We start from the raw sequence: 20677 nt of genomic DNA on the forward strand, positions 1-20677 counted from the left end.
CACACCAGTACAAGTCGGAGGAATCCGTGGCATCAGCAGAGGCCGGGACGCTCTATCGCGGCGGCGAGGGCATGTGGTCCTGGGTCGCGCACCGCATCTCGGGAATGCTCATCTTCCTGTTCCTGATCGTGCACGTCATGGACACCGCCCTGGTGCGCGTGTCCCCCGAGGCCTACAACGAGGTGATCGGGCACTACAAGACGATCGTGTTCGGGCTCGGAGAGATCGGCCTCGTGGCCGCGATCTGCTTCCACGCCCTCAACGGCATCCGGGTGATCCTCGTGGACTTCTGGTCCCAGGGCGCCCGCCGCCAGCGCGCCCTGTTCTGGGGCGTCGTCGTGGTGTGGGTGCTGCTCATGATCGGCTTCGTGCCCCGCCAGCTGGGCCACATGTTCGGATGGTGGTGACCTGATGACCGCGACCAAGATCCCCGAGCCCCGCACGCGCTACGCGCGCACCGGCCGGCGCGGCGTGAACGCCGAGATGCTCTCGTGGCTGTTCATGCGCTTCTCCGGCGCGATCCTCGTGATCCTCGTGTTCGGCCACCTGTTCGTGAACCTGTGGCTGGGCGAGGGCGTGCAGCGCATCGACTTCGCCTTCGTCTCGGGCAAGTGGGCCAACCCGTTCTGGCAGACCTGGGACCTGCTCATGCTGTGGCTGGGCATGTTCCACGGCGGCAACGGCGTGCGCACGATCATCAACGACTACGCGCGCTCCTCGACGCTGCGCCTGGTCCTGAAGGTCCTGCTGTACGCCGCCGTGGTCGTGACCGTCGTGCTCGGCACCCTGGTGATCTTCACCTTCTCGCCGTGCCCCGCGGGCGCCGACCCCTCGCTCCTGCCCTCCATCTGCTCCGAGTGATCCTGGAGACCCCCTGACATGCAGATCCACACCTACGACGTGGTCATCGTCGGCGCCGGCGGCGCGGGAATGCGCGCGGCCCTCGAGTCGGGCCCCCGCGCACGCACCGCCGTGATCACGAAGCTCTACCCCACCCGCTCCCACACCGGCGCCGCCCAGGGCGGCATGTGCGCCGCCCTCGCGAACGTCGAGGAGGACAACTGGGAGTGGCACACCTACGACACCGTCAAGGGCGGCGACTACCTGGTGGACCAGGACGCCGCCGAGGTCATGGCCAAGGAGGCCATCGACGCGGTGCTCGACCTCGAGAAGATGGGCCTGCCCTTCAACCGCACGCCCGAGGGCCGCATCGACCAGCGCCGCTTCGGCGGCCACACCCGTGAGCACGGTGAGGCGCCCGTGCGCCGCTCCTGCTACGCGGCGGACCGCACCGGCCACATGATCCTGCAGACCCTCTACCAGAACTGCGTCAAGCAGCACGTGGAGTTCTTCAACGAGTACTACGCGCTGGACGTGCTGCTCACGGGCGATCCCCGGAACGACGAGAACGTCCGCGCCGCCGGCATCGTGGCCTACGAGCTCGCGACCGGCGAGATCCACATCTTCCGCGCCAAGTCGGTCGTGTTCGCGACCGGCGGCTTCGGCAAGATGTTCAAGACCACCTCGAACGCCCACACCCTCACGGGCGACGGGCCGGCGATGGCGCTGAACCGCGGCATCCCGCTCGAGGACATGGAGTTCTTCCAGTTCCATCCCACGGGCCTCGCGGGTCTGGGCATCCTGCTCTCCGAGGCGGCCCGCGGCGAGGGCGGCATCCTGCGCAACTCCAACATGGAGCGGTTCATGGAGACCTACGCGCCGACGCTGAAGGACCTCGCCCCCCGCGACGTCGTCGCACGCGCGATGGCCAACGAGGTCCGCGAGGGCCGCGGCTGCGGTCCGAACAAGGACTACGTGCTGCTGGACCTCACGCACCTCGAGCCCGCGCACATCGACGCGAAGCTCCCGGACATCACCGAGTTCGCGCGCACCTACCTGGGCGTCGAGCCCTACACCGAGCCGGTGCCCGTCTTCCCGACGGCCCACTACGGCATGGGCGGCATCCCGACGAACATCATGGGCGAGGTGCTGCGCAACGAGCACGACGTGATCCCCGGGATGTACGCGGCCGGCGAGGTCGCCTGCGTCTCCGTGCACGGCGGCAACCGCCTGGGCACGAACTCGCTGCTGGACATCAACGTCTTCGGCAAGCGCGCGGGCGTCGCCGCCGCCGAGCACGCCCAGCAGGTCGAGCTCGCCGAGCTGCCCGAGGGCGTCGAGTCCCCCGTCGTCGAGCTGCTGCAGCGCCTGCGCGACCGTCCCGCCACCGAGGACCGCGTGGCCGACATCCGCAAGGACCTGCAGGAGACCATGGACGCCAACGTCCAGGTGTTCCGCACCGACGAGACCTGCCGCAAGGCCCTGTCGGACATCACCGAGCTGAAGAAGCGCTACGAGACCGTGGCCGTGCAGGACAAGGGCCTGCGCTACAACCTCGACCTCCTCGAGGCCGTCGAGCTGGGCTTCCTGCTCGAGCTCGCGGAGGTCGTCGCCCTCGGCGCCCTCGAGCGCAAGGAGTCCCGCGGGGGTCACTTCCGCGAGGACTTCCCGACGCGCGACGACGTCAACTTCCTCACGCACACCATGGCCTACAAGACGCTCGACGGCGAGGGCCTGGAGGGCACGGACATCGTGCTCGGCACCAAGGAAGTCATCATCACCCGCTACGAGCCGAAGGAGCGCACGTTCTGATGACTGCTGTCGCAGAGAGGACCGACGCCGAGCCGCAGGCCCAGGAGATCCCCTCCTTCGAGGTCACGCTCAAGATCAACCGGTTCAACCCCGACGCCGAGGGCAAGCCCAAGCCCTACTGGCAGGAGTTCACCGTCACCATGCACGGCACCGACCGGGTCCTGGACGCCCTCCACGAGGTGAAGTGGCACCTGGACGGGTCGCTGACCTTCCGCCGCTCGTGCGCGCACGGCGTGTGCGGCTCCGATGCCATGCGCATCAACGGCCGCAACCGCCTGGCCTGCAAGACCCTGCTGAAGGACCTGGACATCTCCAAGCCCATCACGGTCGAGCCGATCAAGGGCCTCCCGGTCGAGAAGGACCTCATCGTCGACATGGAGCCCTTCTTCGACGCCTACCGCGAGGTCATGCCGTTCCTCGTGGCCGAGGGCCAGGAGCCCAGCCGCGAGCGCCTCCAGAGCGCCGAGCAGCGCGAGGTCTTCGACGACACCACCAAGTGCATCCTGTGCGCCGCGTGCACCTCGTCCTGCCCGATCTTCTGGACCGACGGCCAGTACTTCGGTCCGGCCGCGATCGTGAACGCGCACCGCTTCATCTTCGACTCGCGCGACGATGCGGGCGAGCAGCGCCTGGAGATCCTGAACTCCAAGGAGGGCGTGTGGCGCTGCCGCACCACCTTCAACTGCACCGAGGCGTGCCCCCGCGGCATCCAGATCACCAAGGCGATCGCCGAGGTCAAGCAGGCGGTCATCCGCGGCCGCGTCTGACCGCGCGGCCGCGTCTGCACCGTCGGCCCTCGGGCCGCCGCGCCCCGCGGAGAAGGGAGCGCTCCGTGCCATGGACCGGCGTCCATGGCACGGAGCGCTCCCTTCTCCGCGTCCTGCCCGTTCCGAAGCCGTCCCGCCTCGGTGAGGAGGCGGCGGCACCGGCCCGTCAGCTGAAGCTGATCACCAGCGGGGCGTGGTCGGACCAGCGGGTGTCGTAGCTCGGGGCCCGATCGACCTGCGCGCTCGTCGCCCGGGCGGCGAGGTCCGGATCGGCCAGCTGGTAGTCGATCCTCCAGCCGGAGTCGTTGTCGAAGGCCTTCCCGCGCTGCGACCACCAGGTGTAGGGGCCGGGGCCCTCGCCGACGACGCGCCGCTGCACGTCGACCCAGTCGGCGCCGGCACCGGTGCCGCCGCCCTCGGCCCGGACCGTCGGGCCGTCCGTGCCGACCAGGCGGTCGAGGTACGCGCGCTCCTCCGGCAGGAAGCCCGCGGACTTCAGGTTGCCCTTCCAGTTCTTGATGTCCCATTCGGTGTGGGCGATGTTCAGGTCGCCCGTGAGGACGACGTGCCGGCCATCGGAGCGCAGGTCCGCGAGCCTCTGCATCATCACGTCGAGGAAGGCGTACTTGTCGGTCATCGTCTGCGGCTTCTCGGTGTTGCCCGAGTGCATGTAGCAGGAGATCACCGTGAGGGTGCGGCCGTCGCCGAGCGGGTCGGCGAGGTCCGCCTCCAGCCAGCGGCCCGTGTGGGTGGGCTCGGTGAGACCGGGCAGCCCGGCGCGTACCCCGTCGAGGTCGATGCTGTCGAGCTCGGTGCGCGCGGCGATCGCGACGCCCGCGCGGCCCTTCAGCTCGGAGGGCAGGCCGACGATCCTCCAGCCCTCCCCCACGAGGTCGGCGAGCAGCTCCTCGGGAGCGCGCACCTCCTGCAGGGTGACGACGTCCGCGGGGGTCTCGGCGAGCCAGTCGCCCATGCCCTTGCGGGCCGCGGCGCGCAGTCCGTTCACGTTGACGGTGGCGAGTGTGAATGTCATGTCCGCCAGTATTCCAGCCGGGTCCGACGGACCGGGACGGCCGCGCCGCATCATCCGTCCGCCGCCGCGGTCTCAGAGCGCCTCTCGGCTGCACCGACGCAGTGGGTGCGGCACGTCGGGCGCTCTCAGCGGCCCACGTCCACGACCGTGGTGCGACGCACGTCGTTGCGCGGATCGAGGTAGCGCTGCACGTCTGGGCTGTTCTCGAACCGGGCCAGCGCGCCGTCGCGATGGTGCTTGGTCTCCGCGTACGCGTCGGCCGTGTACTGGTTCTGGTCGTGGTCGCTGAAGACAGCGTCGAAGCCGCTGGGTCCCCCGCCGGCCGCTCCGCTCGAGGGCGGGACGATCCAGTCGCGGGATCCGGGGAGGACGACCTCCTGGTGGTTGCTCCCGGGCCCGCTGCCGTCGGCGCGCAGTCCCCCCATGTCGAGCGTCGGCACGGGGTCTCCGCTCACGCCGATGCCGTCCGGGACGGGCACTCCGCCCGGCCCCGTGCTCACACCGGTGCTCAGCCCGCCGCCGTGGGCGATGTTCAGGCTCTGCGTTCCGGGCGGCAGGTCGAAGGACTCGACCGGCGAACCCTCCGAGACCAGAGTGGTGACGTTGTATCCGCCCGGCCCGTTGAAGCTCGGATCGGAGGCGAGCGCCGCATTGATGATGCCGCCCTGGGAGTGGCCGACCATCATCACGTCGGCGCCTGGTTCCACGCCGGCGGCGATCATGGCGTCGCGGACGTTCTGCATCGCCGCCGTGTCCTGCCCGGCCATCGCACGGACGTTGGCCGACCAGTCGCGGGAGTTGCCCTGGCCTCCCCATCCCAGCGACGGATCTCCGATATCGGCCTCGGTGCCGGGGACCGTCACGATGTAGCGCTCGTGGCCATCGGGATCCACGACCGTCTTGACCTGGACCTTCCCGGTCTCCTCGCCCTCCGAGCTGTAGTTGCCGGAGACATCGTCCAGCAGTGCGGCCACGGAATGGGGCGCCGCACCGCCGTCCTGGACGTGCACGTCGTCGCCGCTGACCCGAGCTGCACCGCGATCGGAGAAGAACTGGTGGTCCTCACCCGTGGCGGCGTTCCACCCCACCCCTACGGCGGATGCGACCGGGAGTGCGAGCGACGAGGCGAGCTCGGACAGCGGTGGCATCCGCCCGCCGTCCACGACGTCCTTCAGCTCCTCGGCCAGGTGCGCGCCGTCGCCGATCAGCTGACTCACCGCGGGCGCCGTCGCGGAGATCCGGTCGAGGACAGGCGAGACCATGTCGCCGACCCCGTCCGCGAGCCCGTGCCCGATCCCCGACCCGATGTCCATCGCGCTCCCGGCGAGCCCCTCCAGCCCATCCAGCAGGCCGTCGCTCTCGGCATCGTCCGATCCTCCGTCGCTCCCCTCGTCACCGCCCGCCTGCGAAGCGCGCTCCTGTTCCTCGACCTGGTCGCGCAGGTCCCGCCCGCAGGCATGCAGACGCTGCACGGCACGAGTGCCGGGAGTGGCGACGAGAGCGCGGAAGCCCTCTCGGAAGGCCTCCGCGTCGGGCCCGACCCAGTCGACGCTGTCGACGGATGCGGCGAGCGCGCTCAGCAGCTGCTCGAGTCGTTCGGCAGCCTGCGCATCCCGCCCCGCGAACGCCCCGACAGCGCCCGTGTCCATGCCCTGGAATCCGCTCATCGCCGACTCCCGTCCCCCGCCGCCGTGCCCGCTCCGAGTTCGGCCCGCTCGCGCTCGAGGGCGCCGAGCGTGTGGAACGCGGCCGCGGTGCGCGTGGTCAGCTCGTAGGCGATGTCGCCGGGGACGACGCGCCGAAGAGCCATCTCATGGGACCCAGTGCTCACGCGCAGCGTGTGGAGGGCGCGCTCTCCGAGCACCCAGAGCCCGTTCCAGCCGGTCACGAGCTCACTGCGGGAGGCATCGCGGACGTGGAGGGCGGCCGTCAGCCGGACGCGCTCGTGGCAGAGCGCGTCGACGAGATCGTCGTCTCCGCCGACTCCGCGCACGTCCGGTTCGTCCGGGTGGAGCGGCGCCGCCCGGGCGAGCATCTCCAGCTGCTCGGGTGTGAGCACGTGCCACGGCCGGGTCGGGTCGGCGATCCGCGGGGCGGCTCGCAGCTCGGGGGCATCGGGCATGCCTGCGAGCATCCCCGCGAGCATGTGGTCCCCGGTGCGCACGCGCAGGTGCAGCGTCGGTCCCGGTCGATCGTCGTGCTCCTCGTGGAGGCAGCTGATCGCCACGCCCGGCGCCAGGGCGATCCGGGAGTGGAGCGTGCGGGCCCCGTCGACCACGGTCGTCCGCAGCATCACGCGCGCGGTGCTGACGAGCTCGAGCAGCTCCTCGGCGGAAGCATCCAGCAGCGCCTGCACCTCGGTGCTCGCATCGGTGCCGGCATCGATGCTCGCATCGCCGCGCAGCGTCCGCGGCCATGCAGGGGTCTCGGGCCCGACACTGCGAGCGGGAGTCTCCAGGACAGCTCCCTCGGCCATGGTGCCTCCCTCCCGCCCGTCGCGGCGACGGGCCTCGCTCCCACACTAGGAACGACGAGCGGGCGGGTCGATGGGGACTTCTCCCCATCGACCCGCCCGCTCGCACGTGCTTCGCGTCGCCGCCGCGATGTGGCCTCTCAGGCGCCCGGCGCGATCCCCGCAGCACGCTCGGCCGCCTCGACCACGTTGGTCATCAGCAGGGCGACGGTCATCGGCCCGACCCCGCCGGGGTTCGGCGAGAGATGCCCCGCGACCTCGACGACGTCCGGTGCGACGTCGCCGTACACCCTGTACTTCCCGGTCTCGGGGATCTTCTCCCCGCGGGTGACGCCCACGTCGAGGACCGCCGCGCCGGGCTTGACGTCCTCGGCGCGCACGAGGTGCTTCACGCCCGCGGCGGCGACGATGACGTCGGCCCGACGCAGGTGGGAGGAGAGGTCCGTGGTCCCGGTGTGGGTGAGGGTGACGGTCGCGTTGATCGCGCGGCGGGTGAGGATCAGCCCGATCGAGCGTCCGATCGTCACTCCGCGGCCCACGACCACCACGTCCTTGCCCTTGAGGTCCACGTCGTGGCGCAGCAGGAGCTCGATCGCCGCGCGCGGCGTGCAGGGCAGCGGCGAGGTGATCGGCGCGTTGACGTTGAGCACCAGACGCCCCAGGTTCGTGGGGTGCAGGCCGTCGGCATCCTTGTCGGGGTCGATGCGCTCCAGGATGGCGTCGGTGTCGAGATGGTCGGGAAGAGGCAGCTGCACGATGAAGCCGTGGCACTCGGGGTCCGCGTTCAGGCGGTCCACGACCTGCTCGACCTCCTCCTGGGTGGCGCTCGCGGGAAGCTCGATCTGGATCGAGTTCATGCCGATCGCCTCGGAGCGGCGGTGCTTCATGCCCACGTAGAGCTTCGACCCCGGATCATCGCCCACCAGCACGGTCGCGATCCCCGGGGTGACGCCGCGCTCCCTGAGCGCGGCCACCCGCTCGGCGAGCTCCTGGGTGATCTCCTTGGCCGTGGCGCGGCCGTCGAGCGTCTGTGCGGTCATGCGGACTCCTCGCTGCATGCACGGCGGCATGCGGGGCGGCACGCGGAGGTGCGTGCGGTGGCTGCTGGTGTGCGGGGCGGGGATCACGGTGCCGCCCGCGGCAGCTGCCCGCGGACGGCCCCGTGGTCTCAGTACTGCTGCAGCCCCGCGTACAGGGGCTTCTTCTCGGTGAGCGCGCGCGTGCGGGCGCGCAGCGCCTCGACGTCGGGCGAGTCCTGGAGCGCCAGGGCGATGACGTCGGCGATCTCGGTGAACTCGTCCTTGCCGAAGCCGCGGGTGGCGAGCGCCGGGGTGCCGATGCGCAGTCCGGAGGTCACGCGCGGCGGGCGCGGGTCGTTCGGGACCGCGTTGCGGTTCACGGTGATGCCGACCTCGTGGAGGCGATCCTCGGCCTGCTGACCGTCGAGCCGGGAGTCGACGAGGTCCACGAGCACGAGGTGCACGTCGGTGCCGCCGGAGAGCACCTTGACGCCCGCCGCCGCGGCGTCGGCCGCCTGCAGACGGTCCGCGAGGATCTGCGCGCCCTCGAGGGTGCGGCGCTGGCGGTCCACGAAGTCCTCGCCCGCGGCGATCTTGAGGGCGACGGCCTTCGCGGCGATCACGTGCATGAGCGGGCCGCCCTGCTGGCCGGGGAACACGGCGGAGTCGATCTTCTTCGCCCAGTCCTGGGTCGAGAGGATCATGCCGGAGCGGGGGCCGCCGATCGTCTTGTGGATCGTGGTCGAGGTGACGTCGGCGAAGGGCACGGGGCTCGGGTGCAGATCGGCGGCGACCAGGCCCGCGAAGTGGGCCATGTCCACCCAGAGCGACGCCCCGACCTCGTCCGCGATCGAGCGGAAGGCCTCGAAGTCCAGGTGGCGGGGGTAGGCCGACCAGCCGGCGCAGATCACCTTGGGGTGGGTCTCCAGGGCGAGCTCGCGCACCTTGTCCATGTCGATGCGGCCCGTGGCGGGGTCCAGCTCGTAGGCGGCGATGTCGTAGAGGCGACCGGAGAAGTTGATCTTCATGCCGTGGGTGAGGTGGCCGCCGTGGGCGAGGGAGAGTCCCATCAGCGTGTCGCCCGCACGCGCGAGGGCGTGCATGACCGCGGCGTTCGCGGTGGCGCCGGAGTGGGGCTGGACGTTCGCGTGGTCGGCGCCGAACAGGCTCTTGGCGCGCTCGATCGCGATCTCCTCGGCGACGTCCACCTCCTCGCAGCCGCCGTAGTAGCGGCGACCCGGGTAGCCCTCGGCGTACTTGTTGGTGAGCACCGAGCCCTGCGCCTGCAGCACGGCGCGGGGGACGAAGTTCTCCGAGGCGATCATCTCGAGCGTGCCGCGCTGGCGGTCGAGCTCCCGGTCCAGGACCCGCGCGATGTCGGGGTCGAGGTCGGCGATGGACTGGTCGAGGACGTTCACTGGGCCTCCTGGGCGGTGTCGCACGCGGGGATCGGCGACGGGTCGTGGACGGGTGCCGGGGTGCGGGGCCGGCCGTCGGGCGACGCGGGACCGCGCGTCCATCCTAGGCGCGCGCGGCCCCGCGACGCGGCGGATGTCCACTGCGGCCGCGGAGGACCTGGAGCCTCCTCAGATGTCCACTCCCCAGCGGACGGGCTCGGGCTCGAGCCGCACCCCGAAGGCGTCCTCGACGCCGTCGCGCACGGCGCGGGCGAGCTCCGCGATGTCCGCCGCACGGGCGTCGCCCCGGTTGGTCAGGGCCAGCGAATGTTTGGTGGACAGGCTCGCCCGGGGGCCGACGGAGAAGCCGCGATCGAACCCGGCATGGCTGATCAGCCACGCGGCGCTCGACTTCACGCGGCCTCCCTCCGCGGGGAAGCGCGGCGCGTCCTCGGGGAGGGTCGCTGCCTGCTCCGGCGCGAGGAGGGGGTTGGTGAAGAAGCTGCCGGCGCTCCAGGTGTCGTGGTCGGCGGCGTCCAGGACCATGCCCTTCGAGGCGCGGATCGCGAGGACCGCCTCGCGCACGCGCGCCATGGGCACCCGCTCCCCCGCCTCGACGCCCAGGTGCTGGGCGAGCTGGCCGTAGCGGATCGGCTCGGACATCTCCCCCACCCGGTGCTGGAAGCTCACCGAGAGCACCACGTACCGGCCGGTCGGAGAGGCCACGGGGCCGCCGTAGGGGGTGCGCTTGAAGACGGAGGTGCGGTAGCCGAAGCCGCAGTCGGCCGCGTAGAAGGTGCGCACCCTGCGGTCCTCGCGGTCCCAGGTCCGCACCCGGGTGATCGTGTCGGCGACCTCCTGGCCGTAGGCGCCGACGTTCTGGATGGGGGTGGCGCCCACGCAGCCGGGGATCCCCGAGAGCGCCTCGATGCCGATCATGCCGCGGGCGACGGCATAGGCGACCGCCCGGTCCCAGGACACCCCCGCGAAGTGCTCGGCGAGGGCTCCGCCGCAGCTCGGCTCGAGAGGGGTGAGGTCCGCGGGGTCGGCGGGCGTCGTGTCCGGTTCGCCCGACGGGACGATGTCGCAGGTCGCGTCGAGGGCCGGCGGCTGCTCGGGATCGCGCAGCAGCACCACGGTGCCGTCGAAGGGCTCGTCCGAGGGCAGGAAGTTCGAGCCGCCGCCGAGCACGAGCAGGGTCTCCCCCGCGTCGTCCGCGGTGCGAACGGCGTCGATGACCTCCTGGTCGGTGCGGGCCTCGACGAGCGTGCGGATGCGCCCGCCCACGCGCAGCGTGGTGAGCTCGGAGAGGTTCACGCCGTCGGCTCCGAAGGGGCAGCCGCGGTCCCGCCGTCCGCGGAGCGCGGTGCCAGGGCGACGGTCGCCCGGGCGCGGCCGAGCACCTTCGCGCCGCCGGCCTCGGCGGTCACGTCGAGCTCCGCCGTGCCGGCCTCCGCGTCGACCCCGCGCACGGTGACGACCACGCTCAGCGTCGTCGACTCGAGCGCGGGCACCTCGACGGGCCTGGTGAAGCGGGTCGCGCACGCGCGCACGGCCGTGGGGTCGCCGACGACGTCCAGCACGGCGCTCATCGCCGTGCCCATCGTCAGCATGCCGTGGGCGATGACCCCGGGGAGCCCCACCCGCGTCGCGAAGGCGTCGTTGTAGTGGATGGGGTTGAAGTCGCCGGAGGCGCCCGCGTAGCGCACCAGGGTGTCGCGGGAGATCGGGTACTCGCGCCGCGCGAGCTCCTGGCCCTTGGCCAGGTCGTCGAGGCGCAGCGCGGGTCCGGCGACGCCCCCGCGCGGGGCGCCGGGAGTGCTGCGGTTGCTGGAGGTGCTGGTGGTGCTGGTCATGGCGTTCCTTCCTGCGCTCACTCGCCGCGCACGACGATGACGGAGCGGACGGCGGCGACGGCGCTGCCGTCCTCGTCGGCCACGTCCACACGGGTGGTGATCATGGAGTGCCCGCCCGCGGCGCGGACCGACTCGACGGTGAGGGTGGGGATCAGACGGTCGCCCGCGACGACCGGGCGGTGCAGCTCGAAGCCCTCCTCGCCGTGGACGACGCGCGAGAAGTCGATGCCCGCCTCGGGGTCCTCGATGTAGGCGGCCTCGGCGGACTGCGCCAGGGAGACCAGGAAGGTCGGCGTCGCCACGACACCTGCGTATCCCGCGGCGCGGGCGGCGGCGTCATCGGTGTGCACCGGGTCGGTGGCGCCCGTGGCCCGCGCGAACTCGGCGATCTTCGCGCCGGAGACGACGTGGACGGGGCCGCTGGGATAGGTGCGGCCGGCGAAGGCCGGATCCGGCGTGGATGTCATCGATGCACTCCTGGAAGGACGGGCGGGGCGGACGGGAACTGCGGAACCATCCTGCCACTGTCCCGCATCCTCCCCCGGACATGACGAGAGCCACCCGGCTGCGCCGGGTGGCTCTCGTCGTGAAGCGTGCGTCGCACGCGGACCGTTCAGCGGGTCTCGCGGTGCGCGGTCTGCTTGCCGCAGGTGGGGCAGAACTTCGACAGCTCGAGACGGTCGGGGGTGTTCCGACGGTTCTTCTTGGTGATGTAGTTCCGCGCCTTGCACTCGGTGCAGGCCATGGTGATCTTGGGACGCACGTCCGAGCTCTTGCTCGCCATGGTTCGCCTCTTTCTCCAAGGCGCGTCTGCCGCGCCACGTGGTCCCCGCGATGGGGGCTGCCTTCGTGCACTCCGGCGGGGCCGGCGTGGTACCGAGGGCGGGGATCGAACCCGCGACCTCACGATTATGAGTCGTGCGCTCTGACCGTCTGAGCTACCCCGGCGCGATCGATGGAACGGCCCGATCTCATCCGAGACCGGGCCGACCATCCATCAGAGCCCTGAAAGGGAATCGAACCCTTGACCTTCTCCTTACCATGGAGATGCTCTGCCGACTGAGCTATCAGGGCAAGCCCCGAGAACTTTACCGGCGGCCCGCTCGGCGAGCAAACCGCTGGTGGAACTCGGTGCCTGGAATCACACGGTGGTGATCCTCGGCGTGGCAGGTGAGGGATTCGAACCCCCGAAGGCAATGCCAGCTGATTTACAGTCAGATCCCTTTGGCCGCTTGGGTAACCTGCCGAGTCCGATCCATGCGCGGAAGGCCTCTCGACCTCGTCCGCTCGTGGACCTGGACTAGCATACTGGGCGCGCAGGAGCGGGGCCAACCAGAAGGGGCCTCACCGCGCATGACGCTCCTCACAGCGTTCTGACCAGCAGTTTCATCGACCCATCCCCGCAGGAGGACAGCAGATGGCCGATTCGTCGTTCGACATCGTCAGCAAGCTCGATCGCCAGGAGGTGGACAACGCCGTCAACCAGGCGGCGAAGGAGGTCTCCCAGCGCTACGACTTCCGTGGCACCGACGCCTCGGTGACGCTCAGCGGGGAGCAGATCGTCATGACCGCCAACGCCGACGAGCGCGTGCGCGCGGTGCTGGACGTCCTGCAGACCAAGCTGCTGCGGCGCGGTCTCTCCCTGAAGAGCATCGAGGTGGGCGAGCCCGTCCAGTCCGGGAAGACCGTGCGTCTGGTCGCCGACCTCAAGGAGGGCATCAGCTCGGAGCAGGCCAAGAAGATCTCCAAGATCATCCGCGACGAGGGCCCCAAGGGCGTGAAGGCGCAGATCCAGGGCGACGAGCTGCGGGTCTCCTCGAAGAAGCGCGACGACCTGCAGGCCGTCATCGCCCTGCTGAAGGGCGAGGACCTCGAGGTCGCGCTGCAGTTCGTCAACTACCGCTGACATCCGAGGGAAGGGCTTGGGGGCCCGGGCGCGGCGGCCGCGCCCGACGTCCCGTCCGCGCATGCACGAGGACCCCCGGTCATATGACCGGGGGTCCTCGTGGTCTCCGTGGAGGGTGAGGGGCTGCGATGCCCGTGCTCACCTGCTCCCGGCGGCTCAGGCGTTCGAGTTCGAGGTCTGATCCTGCTCGTCGGCCTGGTCCGAGAGGCTGTCGCCGTGGGACTTGAACAGGTCCGCGACGCTCGAGACATCGCTCGACTGGAAGCTGCGCCAGTCGTCCTTGAAGGTGTCCGCGTCGGGTCCCTTCCACTCGATGCCCTGGACGGTCCCGTCGAGGTCGGCGAAGGCCTGCTTGATCTTCTCGCCCGCCTGGGTCACGTCCTTGGCGACATCGCGTGCCTGCTCCGGATCCATTCCCTTGAAAGACATGTTTCTCCCCTGTTCCCGGCCGCTCTCACGGCCCGTGCTCTGTGCTGGATTCTGTGATGGGTGATGTGCTGGGAGCGCGCCGGGCGCTCATGCCGATCGCCGGGATCAGCGCGACGACGCCGTCGTCTGCTCCTTGGCGTTCTTCTCGGCCGACTCCGCGAAGTCATCGGCCTTCTGCTTGAGCTGCTTCACCTTGTCCGCGAGATCCTCGAACTCCGAGACGTAGTCGTCGTGGTCCTCACCGGTCCAGTCGAGCTCGTCGACCTTGCCCTTGACGTCGTCGAAGGCCGCCTGTGCGTCCTCGCCCGCATCACGGATGCTCTGCGCCATCTGCTTGACGGCCTCAGGATCCATACCCTTCTTCTCAGCCATGTCCACTCCTCGTGTCGCTGTGTTCTTCGGTCGCACCGCGGAGAGTCGATGAGGCGGCCGATCCCGTTCCGTTCATCCCTGTTCTCCAGGTGATGTGACAACCGTATGCAGGCCCTCACGGATTGGCGATGGGGAGAAGTACCCATGCCCGTCCCGCACCCTCTTCCGACGGCCTGCCCCTGCCTTCGTTGCAGGTCATGGGGCATTTTTGCGCTTCCTCCCCATGTGGCGGCCGTCCACAACGGCCCCTCGGGCGTCCCTCCTGGGGCCTCCGCCGCCCCGTCGGCGCAGGTCCGCCGACTCGTCGGAGGAGGTCCGTCGGCCCACGGGCGCGGGACCGTCGGCGGATCGGCGGCCGGCTCAGACGACCGGTCGCACGGAGTCCTGGATCCGGCGCAGCACGGCGATCTGGGCATCGGCATCCTCGGCGCCGCAGCTCGCGACGACCTCGAGGATGTCGGCGGCGTGGGCCGAGCGCGGCACCATCGTGTACCGCGCCGCCTGGACGACCGTGCGCTGACCGGGCTGGGTGTAGCCGTACTCGCTCGCGAGCCAGGGGACCCCGTCGATCTCGAGCTCGCCCGTGTCGATCTCCTCGAGCTGCGGGAGCGCCGCCTTGCGCGCCTCGAGGCTCTCGCGCACGCTCTGCAAGGGCGTCGCGGCCGGGCAGCGCTGCACGGTGAGCACCACATTGGCGCGGAAGCTGCCCTCGCGGCGCGGTGCGGCGACGGCCATCTGCACACCGGGGACCGAGAGGGTCTCCCAGTCGTCCGGGACCTCGAGACGGAAGCCGACCGGCGGAGGGAACTCCTCGCTGGGATAGGAGATCTGCACCGTCATTGCCGCTCCGTCCGTCCGTGCCGGGAAGATCCCGGCGAATCTACCAGGGCCCCTCGCGGTGCAGACCCGGGTGCGGACTCCCTGTCGGGAACGGGCGCCGCGCCCCGTCGGCCGCACGCGATCGGCGCAGGACGCATGAGCGGGCCCGGACCCCGGACGGCTGCTGTCCTGGTGGTCCGGGCCCGCTCACGCGTCCCGTCGGCGCCGGCCGCAGGGCCGAGTGCTGTCGAGCACCATCGCCGCGCGTCAGTGCGAGGAGACGGTCGTCTGCTCGCTCGCGTTGGACTCGGCGGTGGCCCCGAGCTGCTCGACCGCGGTCTGGATGTTCTTGAGCGCCGGCACCATCTCGGACTCCCAGCTGCCGCGGAAGTCATCGGCGTCGGGGCCGGTCCAGTCGACCTCCTCGAGACCGGTGGTGAGGTCGCTCTGCATGGTGGTGATGTCCTCGGCCGCGCTGTTCAGCTGCTTGGCCATCTTCAGCACCTGGTCGACGTCCATGCCCTTCTCGGTCATGGCTCCTCCTCCTCGTGTTCTGGGGCCTCCCGGACCCTCCGGTCACCGCGGCAGGGCCTGTCTGCGCCCCACCGGGTCCGACGGTGGTCCGCCGTGCTCCTGCGGCCACTGTAGGGAGTGCCCGGCGGATCCGACATGGGGACAAGTACCCATGTGGACGACGCCCCTCTGGGGAGGACCCGCTCCCTCACTCCGTGATCTGGGCGACCTGGAGCTTCGAGGCGCGGCCCGAGCCGACGAGGAACCCGCGTCCCGGCGGGAAGTCGGCACGGCGGAAGCGGCCCAGCGGGGTGCCCAGCAGCGAATCCCCGTCCATGTCCGAGGGCTGGAGCAGGAGTCCGCGCCGCCCGGCCTTGAACGGCTGGGCGAGGGTGTACGCCTGGTTCCAGGTCGAGTTCTCGTTCTCGCCGATCACGAACTGGCCCTCGCGCACGCACGAGCGCACCAGAGCGTCGAGGTCCTTCTCCGTGCCGCTGCCGGTGAAGTCGGCGATCCCGTCGAGGATCAGCGTGAGGCGCCCCTCCCCCAGGTTCCCCGACTCGAGCGTCTGGCGCAGCTGTCCGGCGAGCTCCTTGACCGTCTCGGCGTCCGAGGCCTCGACGTCCCACAGGTCCAGGCCGGTCAGCGGCGTGCGGCGCGCGGAGAACCGCACCAGCCGCATGCCCTGCGGGAGCGCCCTGAGGCTCGTGGCGATCGTGCGCACCGCCGTGGTGCGGCCGGAGCTGCCGGGCCCGGTGACCATGAAGGCGCCGCGCGGCTCGATCGTGATCTCCTCGAGGTCCTCGTCTCCGACGCCGATCACGGGCCGACCGTCCACCACGGGCCGCAGGCGCGAGAGCTCCACCCGCTCCGGGAGGGACTCGACGCCGGGCGCGGGGTCGACGCCCGCGCGCCGCATGGCCTTCGCGAGCTCGCCGACCTCCCGCGCCTGGATCGCCACGTTCGCGTCGCCGCCGTGCACGGCGATCTGGGCCTCGTGGCCGTCGAGGATCGCGCGTCCCGGCGGGGAGGCGCCGTCGAGCACGTCCCGGGGCACGCCGAAGTTCATGTAGTCGTCGATCGAGGCCATGCGGTGGATCAGCCGGCGCTGGATCGAGGACCCAAGGGAGGTCGGCACGGCGTTCGGGCGATCACCCGTGACGATCACGTGGATGCCCACCTGGCGTCCGTCGGTCGCGATCTGCACGAAGGTCGTGAACCACTTGGAGAGGTTCGAGAAGTCGTAGGCCTCGCGGAAGGCGGCCATGCCATCGACCAGGAGCAGGATGCGCGGCGCCTCGGAGTCCCCGGACAGCTCCCGGTACTCGGCGATCGAGCCGGCGCGCACCGCGGCGAACTTCTTCGCGCGCTCGTCGATCAGGCCGCGCAGGGTGCGCAGCAGCCGGATCACGCGCTCCTCGTCATCGCCCGAGATGATCGCGCCCACGTGCGGGAGCTCCTCGAGCATCTGCAGGCCGGAGGCTCCGAAGTCGATCCCGTAGACGTGCACGGGGCCGCCCCGGGCCGTCGCGCTCGCCGCCGAGATCGCGATCGTGCGCAGGGTCGTCGACTTGCCCGAGCCGCCCGTGCCGTAGATCGCCATGTTGCCGTCGCGGTCGGGCACGTAGGAGACCGTGGGCTGGGCCTGGTCCTCCGGGGTGTCCATGACCCCCAGCAGGAGGTCCTCGTCGGTGCGGCGGCTGGGCAGCAGCGAGAGGTCGTAGGCGGGGGCGAGCTCGGACAGCCACGGCTTGCGGGGCTCGGGGACCCCGGCATCGTCGGCGGCGCGTCCGATCGTGCGCACCATGCGGGAGATGTCGTTGGGGCCCAGCTCGCTGCGCGCGGGGGACGGCGGCCTCGGGACGTCCCAGATGTCGCCGGTGCCGAACTCCCGCTCGACGATGTCGATGCGCGCGCGCTCGGGCTCATCGGTCGTCCATCCGCCCGCGTAGCCGGTCTGGAAGGTCGCGATGCGGCCCGGGCCGGTCTTCGCGGCGGCGCGACCGGGGATTCCGGGATCGAAATGGGCGGCCATGGCGTCGCCCAGGATGTCCTTCGAGTCCGCCTCGTCGGCCATCCGCAGTGCGATGCGCAGGTTCGTGTTCGCGCGCAGGTTGTCCTTGATGACGCCCGCCGGGCGCTGGGTCGCGAGGATCAGATGCAGGCCGAGGGAGCGGCCGCGGGCGGCGACGTCCACGACCCCGTCGACGAACTCCGGGACCTCCTTCGCGAGGGCGGCGAACTCGTCGACGATGATGATCAGGCTCGGGGGCGCCTCGGGGTCGCCGGTGCGCTCGAGGGACACGAGGTCCTTGGCCTTCTTGCGGTTCAGCAGGTGCTCGCGATGATGCAGCTCGGCGCGCAGGGAGGTCAGCGCGCGGCGCACCAGGTGCGGGGACAGGTCGGTGACCATGCCCACGGCGTGCGGGAGCTCGATGCAGTCGGCGAAGGCGGATCCGCCCTTGTAGTCGACGAACAGGAACGTCACCCGGTCGGGCGAGTGGGCGGTGGCCATGCCCATCACCCAGGCCTGGAGGAACTCGGACTTGCCGGCGCCCGTCGTGCCGCCGACCAGGGCGTGCGGGCCGTGGGTGCGCAGGTCGAGGTGGTAGGCGTCCTGGCCGTCGTGGCCGATGAGGCCCCGCAGGTTCGCGTCGTGCTTGCGCGGGACCGGCGGCGACCCGTCGCGCGGGGTCAGCGAGCCGGTCTCCTTCCAGTGCTCGATGACCGCGCCGGGCTCCTCGGCGAGCTCCGTCCCGGCCAGGGTGAGGTAGGAGATGGCGCGCGGGAGGTCGGAGTCGTCGTCCACAGGGACGCCCGCGTCGACCACCGGGGAGAGGTGCCGGGCCACGCCCGCGGCGACGTCGAGGCCGACGGTCTCCACGCTCACGGGGTAGTAGCGCTCCCCGCGGCGCACGATGCCGGCGTTCGCCCCGTCCACGCCGTCCTCGCTCGAGAGGTAAGTGCGGCAGGCGGCGGGCAGGGCCGCGATAGTCGCCGCGCTCCAGATCACGAAGACCCCCACGTCGGGTCCGCGCTCGGCGATGCGCACCAGGCGGGCGCGGTCCACGGGGGCGTCGTCCTCGACGACGAGCACGAGGTTCGGGGTGACCGGGTCGGGAGCGGGCACGGGATCGGCGGAGACGGGGGCGCGCACCGCGCGGCGCAGCTGGGCCGGCGCACCCTCGGAGCGCTCCTCGATGAGCTCCTCGATGCGCGAGACCAGGGAGATGCCGCTGAGCGCGCCGTCGGCCAGATGATCCCCGTCCAGCGGCGAATGGGGGCTCGACGTGTGCGGGAGCCACTTCAGCCAGTCCCAGAGGGCGCGCGAGGAGCGGGAGGTGATCGCGGCGATCGCGAGGTCCGTGGGCGAGTGCAGGGCGAACAGCTGGGTGACCAGGCCGCGGGCGACGGCGTCGGCCTGCTCCCCTCCCCCGGCGACGCCGATCCCGCCGGACTCCCGCAGGTCGCCGACGATCGGCACCCCCGCGATCATCCTGTACTCCTCGTGCATGTCGTCGAGCTGGTCCCAGTACTGGGCGATCGCGTTGTTCTCACCGGGCATCGGGATGCCGACGCGGGACTCCGCGACGCCGAGGCCCAGGCGCACGGTCGTGAAGGCCTCGTGCTCGGGCCGATGGGTCCACAGCAGGCGGCCGAGCCGGTAGGCGGAGTCCACCGCGTCCGCCGTGGAGGGGGTCTCCACGAGCCGGACCGCGCGCTCCAGGTCCTGGGCGGCGGTGACGCGGCGCTTGAGGGACGCCAGGGACTCCTCGAAGTTCTTGATCTGCCGCTCGAGCTGCTTGCGCGACTGGTACTTGCGGTTGAGGTACCCGGCCGTCGCCATCATCGGCATCATCAGCACGAAGATCAGCGAGTAGGGGCTGCGCGTGACCGCGAACATGAGCCCGCCCATGAGCAGCGGCGCGAACATCATGAAGATCGGGAAGAACTGCGGCTGCGGTTCGCGCGGCGGCTGCGGCGGGGTCATCTCGCGGTACTCGAAGCGCGGCACCACGCGCGGGGAGCGGTTGAACTCGACGACCGGGGAGTTCGGGGCGCTGCCGCCCGCGCGGTGCAGCATGATCACCGAGAAGGTGGTGCCGCCCACCTCGACCGTGTCGGCGGGGCCCACGACGGCGCGCCCCACGCGCTCCCCGCCGATCTCCACGCCGTTGGCCGAGCGCAGGTCCACGATCTCCACGGCGTCGGCGACGTTGATGCGGGCATGGCGCTTGGAGAGCATCGGGTCGGCGATGCGGATGTCCACATCGCCCTCGCGACCGATCACGCTCGAGCCGCTGGGCAGGGGGAACTCGCGTCCCTCCTCGGGGCCGGAGAGCACGCGCAGCAGGGCGACGGCGGCGCCGCGCGACTCGGCGCGCGTGGCGTACTCGGTGGAGGAGCGGGCGATGGAGACCACGGAGCCGGAGCGCAGGCCGGCGGAGATCAGGTCGATGCCGCGGTCCAGGGAGCGCACGCCGGCCGCGCCCGGGCCCGCCCCGGCGTCCTGCACCTGCAGGGTCAGTCCCTCGGGCGCCTCGGCGGCGCCGCGCAGCGGATCGCCCAGGTAGAGGGCGCCGGCGACGTCGGCGACGGTGGCCGTGGCGTCGGCGGTGACCTCGAGGTCCGTCATCCGGTCCTCGGGCCGACGCAGCGTGAGCTTGATGCGCATGCGGTGGTGTCCTCGTCAGTCCTCGTCGGCGTCGGCGTCGGCGGTGGCCCTGTCCAGCAGCGGAAGGTCCTCGGCGGTGACCAGACGGGTGAACACGGCGTGCTCGACGAGTCGCGCCCGCCGATTGCTCGCGAGCTTCCCCGGTCCGCCGCGCAGTCCGCGCACGCCCATCCGATCGAGCTTGTCGCAGACGTTGTCGAGCTTGCGGTTGAACTTGGTGCGCGGCCATCCCAGGCGCTCCGCGGCCTGGGCGGACGTGGGCACCGCGCTCATGCCGCTGCCCTCGCGCACGAGCATGGGCTCGGCGAGGGCGAGGATCAGCTGCTTCTGGCTCTCGGTGAGCTGCACCGAACCGACGGTGGTCTCGCCGACCGGGTCCTCCGGGGACGGCGAGCGCTCGAACTCCGGGGTCTCGGTGTGCACGTCCAGCTCATAGGTCGTCGGCCCCGCCGTGAACACCACCTTGGTGACGTCGAAGACCAGCGGCAGGCGGGCACCGGGCGCGAGCCACGCCTGCAGCGCGCCCGCGGAGTCGGTGATGGTCGCGGAGAGCCGCGACCCCACGTTCGAGAGCCACCACAGGGAGTCGACCTGGGTGATCGTGAGGAACCGGCGATGGAGGTACGGGTTGTCCTCGTCGACGACGAGATCGGCCTCGCGGCCGATGCTCAGCTCGCCGCCCTCCTCCGCGCGGTACCACTCACCGCAGAACTCGACCGAGATCGACGCTGCCATGCCCCTGCCTCCCTCTTCGTGCGGTCCTGCC

20 protein-coding genes and 3 tRNA genes are annotated in these 20677 nt (G+C 71.2%); 5 read left to right on the forward strand and 18 right to left on the reverse strand.

Annotated features, from left to right (window positions below):
• The first annotated feature begins 26 nt into the window (after positions 1 to 26).
• From sdhC to MHY49_RS01615, 4 genes are read left to right on the forward strand one after another with little or no spacing between them, the layout of a single operon-like run.
• Positions 27 to 407: a succinate dehydrogenase, cytochrome b556 subunit gene (gene sdhC, locus MHY49_RS01600; RefSeq protein ID WP_152354434.1), complete on the forward strand. Its 381-nt coding sequence runs from the start codon at positions 27 to 29 to the stop codon at positions 405 to 407.
• A gap of 4 nt (positions 408 to 411) precedes the next feature.
• Positions 412 to 861, forward strand: a complete 450-nt coding sequence (locus MHY49_RS01605; RefSeq protein ID WP_239202080.1) for a succinate dehydrogenase hydrophobic membrane anchor subunit — start codon at positions 412 to 414, stop codon at positions 859 to 861.
• A gap of 18 nt (positions 862 to 879) precedes the next feature.
• Positions 880 to 2652 (forward strand): succinate dehydrogenase flavoprotein subunit, encoded by a 1773-nt coding sequence (sdhA, locus tag MHY49_RS01610; RefSeq protein ID WP_200503028.1) that lies wholly within the window; start codon positions 880 to 882, stop codon positions 2650 to 2652.
• The gene (locus MHY49_RS01615; protein WP_152354437.1) at positions 2652 to 3419 is read left to right on the forward strand and encodes a succinate dehydrogenase iron-sulfur subunit; all 768 of its coding nucleotides are present in this window, start codon (positions 2652 to 2654) and stop codon (positions 3417 to 3419) included. The genes sdhA and MHY49_RS01615 overlap by 1 nt, the downstream gene beginning before the upstream one ends.
• Before the next feature lie 166 nt (positions 3420 to 3585).
• On the opposite strand, the gene MHY49_RS01620 is transcribed toward MHY49_RS01615, so the two are convergent.
• The 12 genes from MHY49_RS01620 to MHY49_RS01675 form a co-directional block, all read right to left on the reverse strand.
• Positions 3586 to 4452 carry an exodeoxyribonuclease III gene (locus MHY49_RS01620; RefSeq protein ID WP_239202082.1) on the reverse strand — a complete coding sequence of 289 codons (867 nt, stop codon included), beginning with the start codon at positions 4450 to 4452 and terminating at the stop codon, positions 3586 to 3588.
• 125 nt (positions 4453 to 4577) lie between these two features.
• On the reverse strand, positions 4578 to 6119 hold the full coding sequence (locus tag MHY49_RS01625) for a WXG100 family type VII secretion target (RefSeq protein ID WP_239202084.1): 1542 nt from the start codon (positions 6117 to 6119) through the stop codon (positions 4578 to 4580).
• A complete protein-coding gene (locus MHY49_RS01630; RefSeq protein WP_239202086.1) occupies positions 6116 to 6928 on the reverse strand; it encodes a hypothetical protein in 813 nt (270 codons plus the stop codon). The genes MHY49_RS01625 and MHY49_RS01630 overlap by 4 nt, the downstream gene beginning before the upstream one ends.
• 137 nt (positions 6929 to 7065) lie before the next feature.
• Complete coding sequence (locus MHY49_RS01635) at positions 7066 to 7965, reverse strand: bifunctional methylenetetrahydrofolate dehydrogenase/methenyltetrahydrofolate cyclohydrolase (protein WP_200503024.1); 900 nt, start codon at positions 7963 to 7965, stop codon at positions 7066 to 7068.
• A gap of 128 nt (positions 7966 to 8093) precedes the next feature.
• On the reverse strand, positions 8094 to 9362 hold the full coding sequence (gene glyA, locus MHY49_RS01640; RefSeq protein WP_239202087.1) for a serine hydroxymethyltransferase: 1269 nt from the start codon (positions 9360 to 9362) through the stop codon (positions 8094 to 8096).
• 168 nt (positions 9363 to 9530) lie between these two features.
• On the reverse strand, positions 9531 to 10658 hold the full coding sequence (locus MHY49_RS01645; RefSeq protein WP_239202088.1) for a UDP-N-acetylmuramate dehydrogenase: 1128 nt from the start codon (positions 10656 to 10658) through the stop codon (positions 9531 to 9533).
• On the reverse strand, positions 10655 to 11197 hold the full coding sequence (locus tag MHY49_RS01650; RefSeq protein ID WP_239202089.1) for a MaoC/PaaZ C-terminal domain-containing protein: 543 nt from the start codon (positions 11195 to 11197) through the stop codon (positions 10655 to 10657). The genes MHY49_RS01645 and MHY49_RS01650 overlap by 4 nt, the downstream gene beginning before the upstream one ends.
• Positions 11198 to 11214: 17 nt before the next feature.
• Positions 11215 to 11664, reverse strand: coding sequence for a MaoC family dehydratase N-terminal domain-containing protein (locus MHY49_RS01655; RefSeq protein ID WP_228357861.1), 450 nt, complete (start codon positions 11662 to 11664; stop codon positions 11215 to 11217).
• A 146-nt stretch (positions 11665 to 11810) separates the two neighbouring features.
• Positions 11811 to 11981: a 50S ribosomal protein L33 gene (gene rpmG / locus MHY49_RS01660; protein ID WP_017823818.1), complete on the reverse strand. Its 171-nt coding sequence runs from the start codon at positions 11979 to 11981 to the stop codon at positions 11811 to 11813.
• An 87-nt stretch (positions 11982 to 12068) separates the two neighbouring features.
• A tRNA-Met gene (locus MHY49_RS01665) sits at positions 12069 to 12145 on the reverse strand.
• A gap of 53 nt (positions 12146 to 12198) precedes the next feature.
• Positions 12199 to 12271, reverse strand: a tRNA-Thr gene (locus tag MHY49_RS01670).
• Positions 12272 to 12361: 90 nt separating this feature from the next.
• A tRNA-Tyr gene (locus MHY49_RS01675) sits at positions 12362 to 12443 on the reverse strand.
• 171 nt (positions 12444 to 12614) lie between these two features.
• Between MHY49_RS01675 and MHY49_RS01680 the strand changes: the two genes are divergently transcribed.
• A complete protein-coding gene (locus tag MHY49_RS01680) occupies positions 12615 to 13103 on the forward strand; it encodes a YajQ family cyclic di-GMP-binding protein (RefSeq protein ID WP_228357860.1) in 489 nt (162 codons plus the stop codon).
• A 156-nt stretch (positions 13104 to 13259) separates the two neighbouring features.
• On the opposite strand, the gene MHY49_RS01685 is transcribed toward MHY49_RS01680, so the two are convergent.
• The 6 genes from MHY49_RS01685 to MHY49_RS01710 form a co-directional block, all read right to left on the reverse strand.
• A complete protein-coding gene (locus MHY49_RS01685) occupies positions 13260 to 13532 on the reverse strand; it encodes a WXG100 family type VII secretion target (protein WP_200503018.1) in 273 nt (90 codons plus the stop codon).
• Between the two features lie 105 nt (positions 13533 to 13637).
• Entirely contained in the window at positions 13638 to 13904 is a 267-nt protein-coding gene (locus MHY49_RS01690; RefSeq protein ID WP_200503017.1) for a WXG100 family type VII secretion target, read from the reverse strand.
• Positions 13905 to 14264: 360 nt separating this feature from the next.
• Entirely contained in the window at positions 14265 to 14744 is a 480-nt protein-coding gene (locus MHY49_RS01695; RefSeq protein ID WP_239202090.1) for a hypothetical protein, read from the reverse strand.
• A 246-nt stretch (positions 14745 to 14990) separates the two neighbouring features.
• Entirely contained in the window at positions 14991 to 15257 is a 267-nt protein-coding gene (locus MHY49_RS01700) for a WXG100 family type VII secretion target (protein WP_239202091.1), read from the reverse strand.
• Positions 15258 to 15444: 187 nt separating this feature from the next.
• The gene (locus MHY49_RS01705; RefSeq protein WP_239202092.1) at positions 15445 to 19911 is read right to left on the reverse strand and encodes an FtsK/SpoIIIE domain-containing protein; all 4467 of its coding nucleotides are present in this window, start codon (positions 19909 to 19911) and stop codon (positions 15445 to 15447) included.
• Between the two features lie 15 nt (positions 19912 to 19926).
• Entirely contained in the window at positions 19927 to 20646 is a 720-nt protein-coding gene (locus tag MHY49_RS01710) for a hypothetical protein (RefSeq protein WP_228357856.1), read from the reverse strand.
• Between the last annotated feature and the right edge of the window lie 31 nt (positions 20647 to 20677).

It is taken from the genome of Brachybacterium sp. ACRRE, from assembly GCF_022346485.1.
Classification (GTDB): Bacteria; Actinomycetota; Actinomycetes; order Actinomycetales; family Dermabacteraceae; genus Brachybacterium; species Brachybacterium halotolerans.

Coding starts and splice junctions, on each gene's coding strand:
- MHY49_RS01605 (WP_239202080.1), top strand. CDS start 412: ATGACCGCGACCAAGATCCCCGAGCCCCGCACGCGCTACGCGCGCACC.
- sdhA (WP_200503028.1), top strand. CDS start 880: ATGCAGATCCACACCTACGACGTGGTCATCGTCGGCGCCGGCGGCGCG.
- MHY49_RS01615 (WP_152354437.1), top strand. CDS start 2,652: ATGACTGCTGTCGCAGAGAGGACCGACGCCGAGCCGCAGGCCCAGGAG.
- MHY49_RS01620 (WP_239202082.1), bottom strand. CDS start 4,452: ATGACATTCACACTCGCCACCGTCAACGTGAACGGACTGCGCGCCGCG.
- MHY49_RS01625 (WP_239202084.1), bottom strand. CDS start 6,119: ATGAGCGGATTCCAGGGCATGGACACGGGCGCTGTCGGGGCGTTCGCG.
- MHY49_RS01630 (WP_239202086.1), bottom strand. CDS start 6,928: ATGGCCGAGGGAGCTGTCCTGGAGACTCCCGCTCGCAGTGTCGGGCCC.
- MHY49_RS01635 (WP_200503024.1), bottom strand. CDS start 7,965: ATGACCGCACAGACGCTCGACGGCCGCGCCACGGCCAAGGAGATCACC.
- MHY49_RS01650 (WP_239202089.1), bottom strand. CDS start 11,197: ATGACCAGCACCACCAGCACCTCCAGCAACCGCAGCACTCCCGGCGCC.
- MHY49_RS01655 (WP_228357861.1), bottom strand. CDS start 11,664: ATGACATCCACGCCGGATCCGGCCTTCGCCGGCCGCACCTATCCCAGC.
- rpmG (WP_017823818.1), bottom strand. CDS start 11,981: ATGGCGAGCAAGAGCTCGGACGTGCGTCCCAAGATCACCATGGCCTGC.
- MHY49_RS01680 (WP_228357860.1), top strand. CDS start 12,615: ATGGCCGATTCGTCGTTCGACATCGTCAGCAAGCTCGATCGCCAGGAG.
- MHY49_RS01685 (WP_200503018.1), bottom strand. CDS start 13,532: ATGTCTTTCAAGGGAATGGATCCGGAGCAGGCACGCGATGTCGCCAAG.
- MHY49_RS01690 (WP_200503017.1), bottom strand. CDS start 13,904: ATGGCTGAGAAGAAGGGTATGGATCCTGAGGCCGTCAAGCAGATGGCG.
- MHY49_RS01695 (WP_239202090.1), bottom strand. CDS start 14,744: ATGACGGTGCAGATCTCCTATCCCAGCGAGGAGTTCCCTCCGCCGGTC.
- MHY49_RS01700 (WP_239202091.1), bottom strand. CDS start 15,257: ATGACCGAGAAGGGCATGGACGTCGACCAGGTGCTGAAGATGGCCAAG.
- MHY49_RS01705 (WP_239202092.1), bottom strand. CDS start 19,911: ATGCGCATCAAGCTCACGCTGCGTCGGCCCGAGGACCGGATGACGGAC.
- MHY49_RS01710 (WP_228357856.1), bottom strand. CDS start 20,646: ATGGCAGCGTCGATCTCGGTCGAGTTCTGCGGTGAGTGGTACCGCGCG.